Origin of the sequence: Novosphingobium sp. LASN5T (genome assembly GCF_003856955.1) — a bacterium.
Taxonomy (GTDB): Bacteria; Pseudomonadota; Alphaproteobacteria; order Sphingomonadales; family Sphingomonadaceae; genus Novosphingobium.
Genome location: NZ_RQSI01000001.1, coordinates 20,491 through 33,739, shown reverse-complemented (window position 1 = coordinate 33,739; position 13,249 = coordinate 20,491). Strand labels below are relative to the sequence as shown.

The window sequence follows — 13,249 nt, the reverse complement described above, 5'->3', positions numbered from 1 at the left end:
GTGCCGGGCATTCTGGCGTTTCGGGAAGAATGCCTCCCTGCCCGGCATCCCCGCGGAAGGGATCGTTACGGCGTCAGCCGCCAAGACCCCAAAGGGGGCTTGGTCGGAGCGGAGCGGAGATAGAGCCCGGTGCCCGCTTCAGCGGGCATCCGCCCGACCTCGGGACGCTTATCCTGTCGTCTATCGCTCGGAGTGCAATCCCGGAATGCCCCGCTTTCACGACAAACCGGAGGCTTGACCTAGTGCAATCCGCCGGATCGTGGTTGCCGGATCATCGCCCCGTGCTGAGCTTGCGCCATCGGGCACCATGGGTCGTGGACCGCTCGAAGCCATAGCCGGCCAACATAAGGTCGTCATCAAGATAGGGGTCGTTGGCGAGGAGGTAGCGAACCGTCATGCTGTTGCCATGCTGGACCAGATATTGCTGGTTGATCATGCGGGCGGCGTCAGGCGGCAGGGTGGAATTGCTGAAGCCCGGTGGGCCACCGGCGATGATGAAGGCGCCACAATATCGATCGAGCGTGAGCCACCAGGTTCGCAGGTCGTTGAAGAAGGCGCCGAAGATGGATTGATGGCCCGGCGCCGAGATCATCAGCGTGGGGTTCGTCGATGTCCGCAAAGGGATCGGCGAATGGCAGACCATCACGTTGATGGCGTCGGCGTCCTCGGGGATATTCATGTCCATCGCGCCCTCGCGAAACAGGGCGTGCGCATTGTCCGCGGACGCCGCGATCCATGTGTGCATCTCCTGTTCGTCCTCGCTCAAGTTGCCGTCGAGCGCGCCATCCGCGAAGCGGGCGGACTCAGCCTCGATGAAGCGCAAGGTCTCAAGGTTGCGACGTTGGAGGTGACGGGCGAACCCATAGATCGGGATCTTGTCGGTCTCGGCGAGACTGGTGCCGGCACCCTCGACGATCTTCCTCCAGGTCGCACTGTTGGAGAAAGGCGTCTCGATCATATGGTTGATCGGGCCTTCGATCGACCTTTCGACACCGTCCGCGACATAGTCGTGGAGGGAGTCCTCATAGCCGATGCGATCGATGGATTTGCGGTCGATGGCGAGGATATCGCCATGTCGTTCGACCACGCGAACCTTGTTCGCGTCGTCCGGGCAGGCAAAGCGACGGAGGTAGAATTGCGGCACATAATGATGCCGCCTGGGCTTCTCGGCGGTCATTCTGGCGTTCCCTCGGCAGGGGGCGCAGCCCTGACCGATGCGGCCTGTGCGTCGATATCAAAGCCGTCGATCGAGAGGCCGACGATCATGTTGATGAAGGTCTTGGCCACCGCGATCACCGCCTCGGCCTCCTCCTTGTTGCTGAAGGAACCTTGGTGGACGACGGCGTTGCGGACGGTGTTGATCTTGCCCGCCGAGCTGATCAGGGCGCGTGCCGTTGGGCTTGTCCGGGGGGTCGCGAAGAAAACGGGTACGAACAGGCGCTCGACCTTCAGTGGGAGACTATTTGCCCAACGGAGGAACTGGTCGACGATGGCTGCATCGAACTGGGTCTTCTTGCCCCACTCGGTGCGTACCGCATAATTGGCGGCGATTTCCGCAGCCGTGGCGCAACGCACGATCGCTGCGGATGGTTCATCGCGCCCATGGAGCCCCGACAATTTGGTCCACTGGGACTGGAGTTTCTCAAGGTCGGTGCGCTCATTATAGGGCTTCCGCGAAGATTTTCGGTGGGCATCGCCTTTGGCACTCTTCACGCATTCCCCTGTGTCTGATTGCACGCAACTCTATCGCATCGTCCGTCACCACGGCGAGGTTTTGATGACTTGCAACTATGGGAGAAAGCTTCACCTTTTGGGACGCGCGAGGAAGCGCGCAAGAGGATTGCGATGATGTCGACGGCGGAGCAGTTACCCAGGATCTTTCAGGCAAATCTCGGGCGGTTCTTCGATCGCGTGATCTTGCCCGTCATGGACAAGCTGCCGTCCCATGCGGAGCTTGAGACCGGGGAGACCGATAGCCTTGATCAGTTTCTCGATCGGGCGGCGGCGCAGGTCGACAATTATACTGCCAATGAGGCGGCCAAGGCGTTTGTCCTTACCCTCGCCGGTTTGTTCGAGCGACAAATGAGCCGCTGGGCGCGCGCGATACAGGATGCTGGGGGTTCCGATATGGGCAAGCTCAACGGCTTTGAAGCACTGCTCGCCGGCTGTGCCGAGCGCGCCGGTATCGACCTTATGCTTGAGCCTCTTGGAGAGGCTCTGACGGAGATGTTCGTGGTTGCCAATGTCGTGCGTCATGGAGAGGGGCGATCCTGCGAAAGGCTGCGCGCGCTTGCCCCGCACCTCTGGGATGAGGAATCTGTCGACTATCACGATCTCCTCCCCGGAACGCCGGTGGCAAGTGAACATGTGCGCATCCGGCAAGCGGACCTTGAGCGCTATATCCGGGCCACCACGCGGTTCTGGGGCTTGGCCGATCCCCTTCCCCTGGCGGTGAAGAATCCGCCTTATGGGAGCCTATGACGGCGTGCCGGAGATGTTCGAACCGGAGGACGAAGAGCCACGCTATCGTCGGGTGTCCGACATCGGGCGGAGCGATCTTTTCGAGGCGCTGAAGTCGCTGGCCGGCTTTGCCGAGAACCCGTTTCTCGTGATGCAGGCGAGCCAGCTTTGCCATGTCGATAATCTGCTGAACGGCCTTGAAGAGCAGGTCCTGCAACAGATGGCGGAGGATGATCCGCCACGATCGACCATGGCCATGGTGCAGGCGCTTTCGCCGATGTGGATCTTCGCTGCCTATGAATTGCTGCGCACGTGGCGGCAGCGCTGTGAAGAGGTCATCAAACTGGCCGAAAATGGTGGGTTCGACCAGAAGGCGAGCCATCTCGAGCGCGAGCTTGGGTACCGTCATTATGACCGGGAGCTTCGCGCGCAGCAGTTGCGTGATGCGCAGGAACGCCCGGAACTGGTGGATCAGATGCGAGTCGATCTGCGCCGCACGGAAATGGGGTTCACCACGCTGGAGTTCATCCGGGTTGCGCTCGCCAAGCATGAGGTCAGCAAGAAGGGCAACAAGAAGCCCATCGCCTTTGCTCCGGGGCTGGCCCTTCCCAATCGCCATACCGGGTCGATGGACTATGAGATGAGCAATGGCGGCTCGATTATCGGCTATGTCTCCCGTCGCGACATTGCGGAGACGATCCGGTTTTTCCCTGAGGCGGACAATCCAAGCGATGAGGATCTGACCGGATTTCGGCACTATATGAACCCGCACGATGTCGAGCCACCAGGTTCGAACGGGAGCACGCCATGACCAAGGGCATGCCTGCGCAAACCCAGCCGAAGGCGTTTGATCTGCTGGCGTCGCTGGCAGCCTTTGCGCAGCGTGAAGGCGTCGCCCTCAACGATCCGACGCTAATCGACAGGTTCATGACCGATGCTCGACCGAGGCTGGAAATGGCGTTGTCCGACGCGGCCCTGATCCATGGCTCACGGATCGAACGGCTGTTCGAGGCGACGGTTCTGACCCTTGGACGCTATCGGATGCTGAAGACCGAGGACATCGGCCGTGTTCATGGCAGCGGGGCATCGCGTGCGCCGGATTTCCGGGTTGTTCTCGACGACGGCGCGCAATGGCTGGTCGAGGTCAAGAATGTCCGTAGCGATAAGCCGCTCAGGCAGCGCACCTCCATGTCGGCGGCTTATCTCAACTCGCTGCAGTGCTATGCCGACATGGTCGGCACGCCGCTCAGGCTGGCGATCTTCTGGTCGCTCTGGAACATCTGGACGATCATTCCACCGGAGCGTTTTCGCCGTTCCGATGGCGGCCTGCGTGTGACTATGCAGGAGGCTGTGATGGCGAATGAGTTCGGCAGGCTCGGCGAGGTGATCATCATGACGCGGCCACCGCTCCGCCTGGTGCTCGACGCCGACCGGAAAATGCCGAGAAAGTTGAGCCCGGAGGGGTTGGCGGAGTTCATGATCGGCGCCGCGCGCATGTATAGTGGGGACACAGAACTCACCGATCCTCGGGATCGCAGGCTGGCGCAGATTCTCTTCCTGTTCGGGGATTGGACCGTGGGCGAGCCGATCGCACGGATGGATGGTGTCGAGATCGGAGGTGTCGAGTTCGTGGCGCAGCCTGAGGAGCCATCGGACCAGGGCTTTGACGGGATCGGCTGGGCCAGCCGGATTTTCAGCCGCTATTATGCCGCGCAGACGGTCGACGGCGATCAGGTGATCCAGCTCCATGGTAAGGCGGTGCCCGAATGGTTTGCACCGCTTGGGGCGTGGGACTTCAAGAACAGCCGGCTCCCTTTATGGCTGGGGCACATCGAGCCGAACAGCGATCGGATCAAGGCCGAGCCTGGTCCCGATTGACTCGTCGAGTCCCGCACGAATGGCGGCGGCGATATCGCCATTCAGTTCATCGGGTCTCAGACCGAGAAGGGAAATCACGCGGCGGCGCAGCTCGGGAATATATTTCAGGAATTCGCGGTCCTTGCGCTGGTTCGCCAACAGCGTCTCGATCGCCTCAAGACTCCATAATATGGTGATCCAGCATTCCATGAAATCGACCGGCATGGCCTCGAAATCGCGTGCGAGCATGACGCGCCGTATTGCGGGCTTGCCGCCGCAGAAAAAGGCGACAAGGACACGCACGACGAAGCGTGGCCAGCCAAGGAGGGCACTGGATGTATCCAGGCCCTTCGGCAGATCAGGGCATCGGGCCTTGTAGAGGAGGAACAGGATCCAGTAGCGCAGCCGCAGCACGTCGCTGGGACCGAGCGCCTCTTCGTCGCCTTTGAGTCCTTCGGTATAGCCAAGAATATGCCGCTCATAGAGCCGGGCGTCGACCGGCGCGGGCGCGAGCGATGGCTTGCCAGTATCGCGATGTTCAACGCTTTCATCGGCCGGGTCATCCTCACGGTCGGTGTCGGCCTTTTCGTCCGAGAGGTCGTCGAAAGCTGTGTCGTCTTCGGCGGATTGATCTGCTTGAGGGCCGCGGCCGGAGAGCAGATTGAGGAAGTCGCGAATCGTGTCGCTATATGTGCCGGCAAGACTGTTATCGCCCTCGCCGCCCGAGCGGCCGGCGCCGGAGCGCGCCTGGGTGAACTCCTCATAGCTCAATGAAACGGGGGCCGCCGGCTCGTCCACGCTTTTGCGCTCTTGCGGCCGGGCGGCCGACAGGGCGCGCGGCTGGGTCACGGCCTCGAAATCTGCGCGCACAAGGGTCTCGAATGCCTGGTGCATCCAGAGATCGAAATCAGCGCCATCGGTGAAGGGCGCGAGCGCCCGGGCCACGCTGCCGGTCGCTACCTCCCGACGTCGGGCGCGCAATATCTCGCGATGCGTGATGTGCGCGAGGGTCGAGACGATATCGCCGGTGACCAGTCGAGCGAAGCAGAGGGACTTGTGCAATGCGGGCTCTACCGGTGCGCGCCGCCGATTATCGATCTGGACGAAGGATCGCACCGGGATCGTCCCGATCAGGCGTGCAGACCGGTCGAGCAGCTCGATGTCTCCATCTGCCACATCCGCTTTCGCGGTTGTCCAGATGAGCTGGCCCTGGTCGAGTTCGAAGATGCCGGGCTGTCGGGCTTCGATGGTATCGAGCGGGATCGGGGATGTCACAATCGGCGGTGACAGGTCGGAGAGCTTGATCGGCGTGGCATCGATCCAGCGTTCGAGGCCCAACGCTTGCCGCGCTGCGCCGGCGGGAAGCCTGCGATAGATGCAGGCTTCGGCATTGGCGCCTGGCATCCCGGCTGATCCGAGGGCGGCACTGGTACAGTTGGCGCTGCCGAAGAGGATATGGTCGTGATCAATGGTCGAGGCGATGATGATCTTGGCGTGCGTGAAGCGCCGGGATGGCCACTGAAGATCGACGATCGTCGCCTTTTTGGCAAAGCGTGCATCGACCGGAAATTCATGATGGCTGCGGTTGATCGGGAGGATGATCCGGGTCGGGGAGAGGCGCTGCGAGAGATCGGCCAGCGCAGCGAGATCATGGTCCCAATAGGGACTGATTACCGTCAGACTCTGGACCTTCGCGCCCTGGATCAGCGACACGAACCGGTCTGCGATTCCCGTGTCGCCGGGCCCATGGAGGAAAGCGATGCCAGTTCCATCCAGTTCGTGCACGGCATCCCCTGCTGGCCCGCCGAGCCAGGTCGCACGCTCTTGTGTCCAACGCAGCGCATCGCGCGCCGGAGAAGGGGCGGCGGGCACGAGTGCGTCGAGATAGCGCCAGATAGAGCGAATGATGTCCTGCTCGGGGCTTGGCGTATTCTTGCATTCGATTTCGACCGCGACCTCGGCGTTACCGGCAAGGCCTGATGCGGTGAGGTTGGCGGAACTGACGATCGCCCGGGCGCTTTCCCGGCCAATTTGCAGGATGATTTTTGGATGGAAAATGCCGTTGGCGGCTGGCGGGCTGTAGAGTGCATAGTCGCGACCGAGGGCGGCCGGAAGGGTTGAGCCGTCCGCAAGCGCGAGCGCGGTCATGCGCGCGTCAGTCAGAAGGAGGAGGTTCGTGGCGCCGCTGGCCATGAGCTGGGGCAGCAGGATTTCCTCGACCGCAGCGAACTCCAGGGCGAAGCTGGTGGCGATCGCACTATGGAAAGGGCGGCCGCTGCGGCGACCCAGACGATCGGGGAGCTTCATCGGCCAGCATCCCGCGCCGCCAGACCAAGCGACGTCAGGCCATCATCATCAAGGAGATGGATGTCGGCGAGAAACTGGATTGCGGATGCCAGCCGCGGCGTGGTGGCGACCGGCTGGTAGGCGGCGAGATAGACGAAACGTCCCTCGCGCTGTTCGAACAGGAACGTATAATCGCCCTGTCGCCGCAGTTTTTGCATGGCGACATGGCTGTGCCGTCTGATGACGCGCTCGATCATATAGTCGGCGATGAGCGTGGCGATGCGCTCCCCTTCCCTGCCTTCGAGCCATGATATTTCTGTCCGTAGCGAGTGCGCCATCCCGCGTTCGGGCAGACCTTGCGCCGCGGCGGCAGCCAGATCGGGACGGTCAAGGAGCCTCTGATGGAGCGCGGCTATCAGCAGGAGTGCGCTGACGGCCTTGTCGGCGGCTGCGCCGCGTGCGCCGGTGAGTTCGTCCCACATCTCGGCATAATCGAAGGTACGTGGATCGAGGCCGAGTCGCAGCGCGCGCCAACTCAGGTCTGGATGGGGCTCATCCAGCGTTTCCAGATGGGTGAGGATATCAGCGCGGATCTCAGTAAGCGACTTGCCTTGAGCCTCGGCGTTGATGATCTTTATGCCCCATGCGAGCAGTGCGGCGCATGCTACCTGCATCATGTCCTGGCATTGATAGGCTTCCCAGGCGAGCCGCTGGGTTTCGAGGCTGGGAGGAAGGGCCGGCTCGGGTGGATCGAAAAGATGCCAGCGGACCTGTTCGGGGCTTGGCCACTCCTCTTGCGTGAAGGCGGTTTCGAGGATGAGGTCGAGCGATGCCGCGCGGCTCGGCCCTGACTTGCTCGCGTCATCGGACCGGGCGAAGAGCAGTGTTTCGTAGAAAGTCCGCTCCTCGCTTTCTTCCGCGATCTGCGAAGGTGCGATGGGTTGAAGCCGGTCGAGTTCACGCAGGCTTACCTTAGCGTCGACGATCTTCTGTCGCAGGAGTCTGGCGAGGTCCGGTCCGATGGCATCGGCGAACAGGGAGGCCGCGCGACGGCCGAGATCCTTGGTGGCGACCTGGATGCCGTGGCGGTTTTCGGTGAAGAGGTTCATTTCAGCCATCTGGCTGTAATAGGCGCCCCCGAAGACCCCGAGCGATTGGCGAAGGTACCGTTCCTGCGCGGGATCGGTCGAGGCGGCGGCTTCAAAGTCGATCACGCGTCCCGAGGTCGCGAGGCGGCGATTGGCCCACTCGATACCGCCGACGCCGGTCTCACCCGTCCGTGCTGACACGAGGGCGTAGAGTGCCTCGGCGCGGCGCACCCAGATGCGCCAGGCTTCGAAGTCGCTGGTCGCGCCCCGGCGGGCATAGGTTTCGCTCACCCAGCAATAATAGCCATAGTAGCGCATGCGCAGCGTGACGTTGCTGATGCCCGGGAGCAGTGACTGATAGAGCAGCACGCCGCTATTCTGCATGCCGAGCGGGTCGAGCCCGCGCTTTTCGGCTTTTTCGGTCCATTGTGGCAGCAGGTTCATCGGCCCTCGGTGACTGTTCGGGCCGGCGGCCTCATTTCGCCATAGTAACGAGCGATGAAGTAATGGTGATCAATCGAGCGGATCATTTTGCGGGACGATCTGGCCGGCACGTCGCATCGAGGTTGCCGCAATGGCTGCGAGAACCAGGCCTGCAATCACGAAACAGAGGTCGCCGACGATGCGCCACGCCAGCACCCCCGCGACTCCGCCGAGCAGGAAGGACAGCACCGTACCCGTGTGAAGGCTCAATCGGGTTGTAATCTCCCCGCGATCCGCGGGGCCAGCCTTACCGCGAAGGATATCGAGCATCCTGGCGAGTCCGATGCCGATGTCAGTGGCCATGCCCGATACATGGGTGGTGCGCACCCGCGCGTTTGAAATATGGGTAACGATGGCGTTCTGCTGCCCCATGAGGAAAGCGAGGCCGATGATCAGCATCGGCACCCCTGCGGAGCGATCGAGCGCCATCCGCGCAAGACCGAGCGCGGCAAGAAGAGCGGCTTCGACCAGGATTACGCGGGCGTAGATGGTGCCGATCCCGCGCCGCAGGCCTGAGCCGATTGCGAGCGTCGAAACCAAGGAACCGATGATGAAGGACAAGACTATGGCGAGATAGCCAAGAGCATGCCCCCATTGTCCCATCGCGAGCAGGCTGGAGAGGGCGGACACATTTCCGGTCATGTTGGCGGAGAAGAAGCCGACCTCGTGAAACGCCGCCGCATTGAGTCCGCCCGCCACCCACGCCAGCGCGAAGGCAAGCTTGCGGTCCAGCCGACTGTCGCGTGCGTCGCCCTGGCGGATCAGCATTCCGCGATCATCCGCGCGGCTGCCCGATGCGCACGACTTTGGTGCGGCCTGTCTCGCCGCGAACGATCTGGATCGAAGAGACGGGCTGGCCCAGGGCGTGGGCGAGAAGGCGCAGGATCGCTTCATTGGCCTTGCCGCCCTCGGCTGTGGCCGTTGTGCGTACAAGAAGTTCCAGGCTCCCGGCTTGCGATGGCAAAAGGATTGCGTCGGCCGAAGCATTTGGCGTGGCGCGCAGCGCGAGACGTCCTTCGCGATCCGCCAGCGCGCGGATTTCGATCGCAGAGGGCATCGGTATCCGGCGTCGCGCCATCAGCGCTTGCGAACGAACTCGGCGCGCAGCACGAGGCCTTTGATGCCGTCGAACTTGCAATCGATTTTCTGTGCGTCACCGGTCAGGCGGATCGCCTTGATGAGCGTTCCGCGCTTGAGCGTCTGACCAGCGCCTTTGACGTCCAGATCCTTGATGAGTGTCACCTGATCGCCGTCGGCGAGAAGGTTGCCGACAGCATCCCGGACTTCTGGCTGAACGGCGGCGTGCTGGCGCTGGGCAAGTTCGGAAGCTGGCAACCACTCGCCGCTTTCCTCATCATAGACATAATCTTGGTTGCTATCGGTCATCTGTCCTTGTCCCTTGGTCAGTCACTGTTGGCCGGCGACAGCCTGGCGCAAGCGCACACCGCGTCCCCCGGTCTGGCTGGTCGCATTCTCGCCGATCAGCTCGACACCTGCGCGTTCAAGCGCTGTGACGACCTTGACCAGCGTTTCCACGACACCCCGCACCTGTCCGTCCGACGCTTCCATCCGCTGGATCGTGGGAAGCGATACGTTTGCCAGTTCCGCCAGTCGCTTCTGGTCGATGCCGAGCAAGGCTCGCGCCGCGCGCATCTGCTGAGAGGTGATCATGCTGCGCTTATGACGTATAAGACATCATATTTCAATCTTACACCATCACTGTCCATATGTTATACCCATGCCAACCGGAAATTTGGAATATGGCAGACGTGATCTCGTGATGCACATCGCAATGACGCGGATCGACCGATTCGGCGGCGCTCGGCGCATCGTGGTGCGATGAAGACGGGCAAGCGGATCAGGGGCTTTTTCCTCCTCCAGAATATGATGCTGAAGGATTTCGTCCGGGAGGCAAGCGCGCGGCAGGCGCTTGGGCGGGAGGAGGTCGACCGACTTTGCCGGCTCGAGGCGCTCAACGCTGCCGAGCTTGAGAGATGGGAGCAGGATCTCTTCATGGCCGGTGACCAGCCGACGTTTCGGCAGAGAGGCGGCGGGTAAGGAGGCCTGTTCATATCGCGCGAACGAACCCGGCGCTGTCCTGCTCGCTTGCCGTCCGTAAGCCATTTCAGAGGCGGTTACAGGTTCGGGCTGATTTGAGGCATAGTTCCCCCCTTACCCGGCCATCAGGCCGGACCGATCCACAGCAATTCGAGGATGCTTGCTCCGCGCTGCCAGGCCTCGACCCGAACCCGTCGATCCTGATGCGTCCGAAGATCCGAGTCTGTCTGAAGGCGCCAGAGAGGCCCCTCCTCGACCTCCAGAAAAGGGCCACGCTCGTTGAGGCGCAGTATCCCGTGCAATCGCAGCGGCGCCTTGCTGTCAGTCATGGGCGAGTGCCTCCGGAATGGAGACTGTCCGGGGCGAGCGGGATGAAAAAGACAGAACAGACATTACCTCCGCATGGCATAAGCGTGTTCAGACTTGCAATCTTGTTCATTTTATGTTCTCAGGCACACTGAGGAGCCATGCCATGATCCGCGATTATCTCGCCAGCTATGATTATAACTTGCCGCTGGACGATGCGGCGGTCGATCCTGATCTGCCACTGGTTCGCCGCCGGCTGGCGAGCCTCGCGGCGAGCGAAGGTCTGGATGGCGGCTATTACGAGGCCCAGGAGATGGCCGAGGCGTTTCTCGATGCTGCCCGAGAGGCGAATGCGGGCATCGAGGAGGAGGACAGCCCTGCCCGTGTTCTCCTGCGTGATATTCTGGATCGCGACCTTGCCTATCAGCATGAGCTATTCGATGAAGTTTGCCAACTGCCGTTGGCGGACGCAGCCGCGCATCTGGCCTGGCTTGCCGATTTGATGAAGCGGCGGGCAGATATGGCGCGGCCAATCGCGGCCGACCTCGGTTATCGCCACTGACGCGGCCACCTTCGGTACAATCAAGCCTTTTGCCGCCCTTCATCTTCGACATGCGTGCGTGCATTGGCATGGCCTGATGCGTGACTTTCAGGCATTTCCCAGGCGGGTTGCCACCGAGCGAACGATGCGCGCTTGCTCGGGTCCGAGCGTAGCGAGAAGCTTAAGCTCAGCGTCTGTGAGTTCTTCCTCGGTGGAATAGGCATCGATGGTATAGCTGCCCCGCGCGAAGGTGTCGGCGGAAGGCAGCACCATGGCGGTGTAGGATTGTGGCCAGAAGCAGATGAGCAGCCAGGGCCAGTTCGGTATCTGAGGCTCATAGCGAGCGAAGATGATGTCACGGGTGCGCAAGGCAGACGGGCGCCGGTCGAGAAGAGCGGGCGCTACCGGGGTCGTCCGCGGCTCGCACAAAAATGCCTCGAATTCGTGCATTTCTGCGAGGCTTTCGAGGATCACGGGGTAGTAGCGGCCGAGTGCCAGACCTCCGCCCGAAAAGCGAGGTGGGATGTCGATCAGCAGGATATCCGGCAATGTCGGGAGTGGCCGGTGATAATAGAGCCTCGCGGCGGCCAGGTCATCGATAAGTCGCATGAAGAGAGTTTTTCGGTGAAGCCGTTTGGCAGTCAACAACAGTCGCAGACAGATTGACGGTATCGTCATGCCGCGAGCCGTTCGACACCCGCATTGAACCGATCGATCCAGTCCCGCATCGTCGGTCGTTCGGCGAGTGGGATCTGGGCCGCGACCCGTTGGAAGTCGATCAGATCAACCGGTGCGCCGGCAATGATCGCGTCTATTTCGGAAGCAGGCAGCAGAGCGCGTTCGCGGATGAAGTGGGTCATCGAGCCGGGGCGCTCACGCGTCGACTTGCGCCACAGACCCTCGACCGTCACAAGGCGCGGAGCGGCGCGAGCCTCCACCAATATGATCAGGCGGAGGCACCAGCCTGGAAGGGTGATCAACTCGCCCGTTTTCTGCGCGAGACAAAGCCAGCAAGCCGATTTGATCGGCACGGGCAGGCCTTCGGCACGGATCCGCGCGATGCAGGCGTCTCGATCCCAACCCCAGGCGCGCAGCGGATAATGATAGTCGTACAGGTCGCTGATATGGCCTTCGCGATGGGCATAGCGGCGACTATCGGCGGGCGAGCTGTCGTAGCCGATGAGCTTGACAACCTTGCCACCTTCAGCCCATATTTTCTGCGCCGGCGCCCATGAATTAACCCATTGATCTTGGGGCTGTATTTTCCATTTCTGGCTGCAACTGTGGCGGCCGAAGCTGATCGACGGCAGTGTCGCGTTGGTGAGGCAGTTCTCCAGGAGCGAGAAATAGGGCGGCCAGTGCTTGAAGCGCTTCGGCACATAGCGGACGACATGATGCTCGATATGATGCCGGTCCATCCAGCGCTGGAAGATCGGCAGAAAGGCATAGGTTTCCTCGCGCTCGACCCCGGTGTCGGCTGTGAGGACGGCGGACAGGGGCAGCCCCCGCGCGACCCATTCGATGATCATCGCGGTGCTGTCGACGCCCATGCCCCATGCGGCAATCACAGGGACGCCGGATAGGACAGTAAGGCAAGCGTCGTCGTTCGCCGCCGCGGTCGGCGGTCGCTTCGGATCGTACATGGCTGATCTCCAGGAAGGAGGTCGGGAGCCGATAAGGGACGTCGCCGTGACGGTTGGCGCCTGATCCCGGAGGCCGGGCGGCCGGAATGCGACGATCAATTGGCTCCCGAGGCCCCGAGAGACGGGAGGAGTGGCCGCTTAGAAGTCGAGTGGCACACTCACCATCGTATCGGGGGGACATGGCTGCTCGGTCAGGAGATAGCCGAGGCGATTGACGGCGTGCATGCCATCGGTGATCTCGAGACCGTCGTCGCCCTCGATCATCGTCCAGACATTTGCCGCAGGTTGCGAGCGGATGAATTTGAGGTCCGGGCCGGAGGCTTCGAACAGGCATCCGCCCCGGCCGAAGTCGAACCCCGCCGTTGCGAGGAGATGATTGGGCACTGGCTGGAACCTGTCCACAAACTCATCTTCGGTGAGGTCCAGATATTGGATGGCAGGCGGTGGCGCGTCGCAGGCCTCATTTGCGGACTGACGCAATATTCCATCGTTCATGTGGTTGTCCTCGTTAAAGAGAGCCGTTGCCG

The 13,249-nt window shown here is 62.0% G+C and carries 17 protein-coding genes; 5 read left to right on the top strand and 12 right to left on the bottom strand.

The genetic code is table 11. The annotated features are described in order from the left end of the window. Positions 1–271: 271 nt before the first annotated feature. Positions 272–1,177, bottom strand: coding sequence for a DUF4238 domain-containing protein (locus tag EH199_RS00200; protein WP_070156532.1), 906 nt, complete (start codon positions 1,175–1,177; stop codon positions 272–274). Beyond that, a complete protein-coding gene (locus EH199_RS00195) occupies positions 1,174–1,713 on the bottom strand; it encodes a hypothetical protein (RefSeq protein ID WP_223806387.1) in 540 nt (179 codons plus the stop codon). Before EH199_RS00195 ends, EH199_RS00200 begins: the two co-directional genes overlap by 4 nt. 132 nt (positions 1,714–1,845) lie before the next feature. On the opposite strand from EH199_RS00195, the gene EH199_RS00190 reads away from it, so the two are divergent. The 3 genes from EH199_RS00190 to EH199_RS00180 are packed head-to-tail and all read left to right on the top strand — an operon-like array spanning position 1,846 to position 4,338. After that, positions 1,846–2,481 carry a hypothetical protein gene (locus EH199_RS00190; protein WP_070156531.1) on the top strand — a complete coding sequence of 212 codons (636 nt, stop codon included), beginning with the start codon at positions 1,846–1,848 and terminating at the stop codon, positions 2,479–2,481. Then, complete coding sequence (locus tag EH199_RS00185) at positions 2,468–3,271, top strand: hypothetical protein (protein WP_083276932.1); 804 nt, start codon at positions 2,468–2,470, stop codon at positions 3,269–3,271. Before EH199_RS00190 ends, EH199_RS00185 begins: the two co-directional genes overlap by 14 nt. Continuing rightward, a complete protein-coding gene (locus EH199_RS00180; protein WP_070156530.1) occupies positions 3,268–4,338 on the top strand; it encodes a hypothetical protein in 1,071 nt (356 codons plus the stop codon). The genes EH199_RS00185 and EH199_RS00180 overlap by 4 nt, the downstream gene beginning before the upstream one ends. Here the strand turns inward: EH199_RS00180 and EH199_RS00175 are convergent. From EH199_RS00175 to EH199_RS00150, 6 genes are all read right to left on the bottom strand, one after another. Further along, positions 4,276–6,624: a hypothetical protein gene (locus EH199_RS00175; protein ID WP_070156529.1), complete on the bottom strand. Its 2,349-nt coding sequence runs from the start codon at positions 6,622–6,624 to the stop codon at positions 4,276–4,278. The two genes, EH199_RS00180 and EH199_RS00175, sit on opposite strands and share 63 nt — an antisense overlap. Next, complete coding sequence (locus tag EH199_RS00170) at positions 6,621–8,135, bottom strand: hypothetical protein (protein WP_070156528.1); 1,515 nt, start codon at positions 8,133–8,135, stop codon at positions 6,621–6,623. Before EH199_RS00170 ends, EH199_RS00175 begins: the two co-directional genes overlap by 4 nt. Positions 8,136–8,204: 69 nt before the next feature. Further along, positions 8,205–8,942 carry a YoaK family protein gene (locus tag EH199_RS00165; protein ID WP_070156527.1) on the bottom strand — a complete coding sequence of 246 codons (738 nt, stop codon included), beginning with the start codon at positions 8,940–8,942 and terminating at the stop codon, positions 8,205–8,207. A gap of 7 nt (positions 8,943–8,949) precedes the next feature. Beyond that, a complete protein-coding gene (locus tag EH199_RS00160; RefSeq protein ID WP_070156526.1) occupies positions 8,950–9,252 on the bottom strand; it encodes a DUF167 domain-containing protein in 303 nt (100 codons plus the stop codon). Beyond that, positions 9,252–9,560: an alkylphosphonate utilization protein gene (locus tag EH199_RS00155; protein ID WP_070156525.1), complete on the bottom strand. Its 309-nt coding sequence runs from the start codon at positions 9,558–9,560 to the stop codon at positions 9,252–9,254. The genes EH199_RS00160 and EH199_RS00155 overlap by 1 nt, the downstream gene beginning before the upstream one ends. Before the next feature lie 21 nt (positions 9,561–9,581). Beyond that, on the bottom strand, positions 9,582–9,845 hold the full coding sequence (locus EH199_RS00150; RefSeq protein WP_030539266.1) for a helix-turn-helix domain-containing protein: 264 nt from the start codon (positions 9,843–9,845) through the stop codon (positions 9,582–9,584). Positions 9,846–10,013: 168 nt separating this feature from the next. Between EH199_RS00150 and EH199_RS00145 the strand changes: the two genes are divergently transcribed. After that, complete coding sequence (locus EH199_RS00145; protein ID WP_070156524.1) at positions 10,014–10,232, top strand: hypothetical protein; 219 nt, start codon at positions 10,014–10,016, stop codon at positions 10,230–10,232. A 125-nt stretch (positions 10,233–10,357) separates the two neighbouring features. On the opposite strand, the gene EH199_RS00140 is transcribed toward EH199_RS00145, so the two are convergent. Continuing rightward, the gene (locus EH199_RS00140; protein WP_070156523.1) at positions 10,358–10,561 is read right to left on the bottom strand and encodes a DUF5818 domain-containing protein; all 204 of its coding nucleotides are present in this window, start codon (positions 10,559–10,561) and stop codon (positions 10,358–10,360) included. A gap of 143 nt (positions 10,562–10,704) precedes the next feature. On the opposite strand from EH199_RS00140, the gene EH199_RS00135 reads away from it, so the two are divergent. Then, positions 10,705–11,100 carry a hypothetical protein gene (locus EH199_RS00135; RefSeq protein WP_070156522.1) on the top strand — a complete coding sequence of 132 codons (396 nt, stop codon included), beginning with the start codon at positions 10,705–10,707 and terminating at the stop codon, positions 11,098–11,100. Positions 11,101–11,187: 87 nt separating this feature from the next. Here the strand turns inward: EH199_RS00135 and EH199_RS00130 are convergent, their stop codons facing one another. From EH199_RS00130 to EH199_RS00120, 3 genes are all read right to left on the bottom strand, one after another. Next, entirely contained in the window at positions 11,188–11,688 is a 501-nt protein-coding gene (locus EH199_RS00130; protein ID WP_070156521.1) for a hypothetical protein, read from the bottom strand. Between the two features lie 65 nt (positions 11,689–11,753). Continuing rightward, positions 11,754–12,722, bottom strand: a complete 969-nt coding sequence (locus EH199_RS00125) for a hypothetical protein (protein ID WP_083276931.1) — start codon at positions 12,720–12,722, stop codon at positions 11,754–11,756. Positions 12,723–12,860: 138 nt separating this feature from the next. Beyond that, positions 12,861–13,217, bottom strand: a complete 357-nt coding sequence (locus tag EH199_RS00120) for a hypothetical protein (RefSeq protein ID WP_070156520.1) — start codon at positions 13,215–13,217, stop codon at positions 12,861–12,863. Between the last annotated feature and the right edge of the window lie 32 nt (positions 13,218–13,249).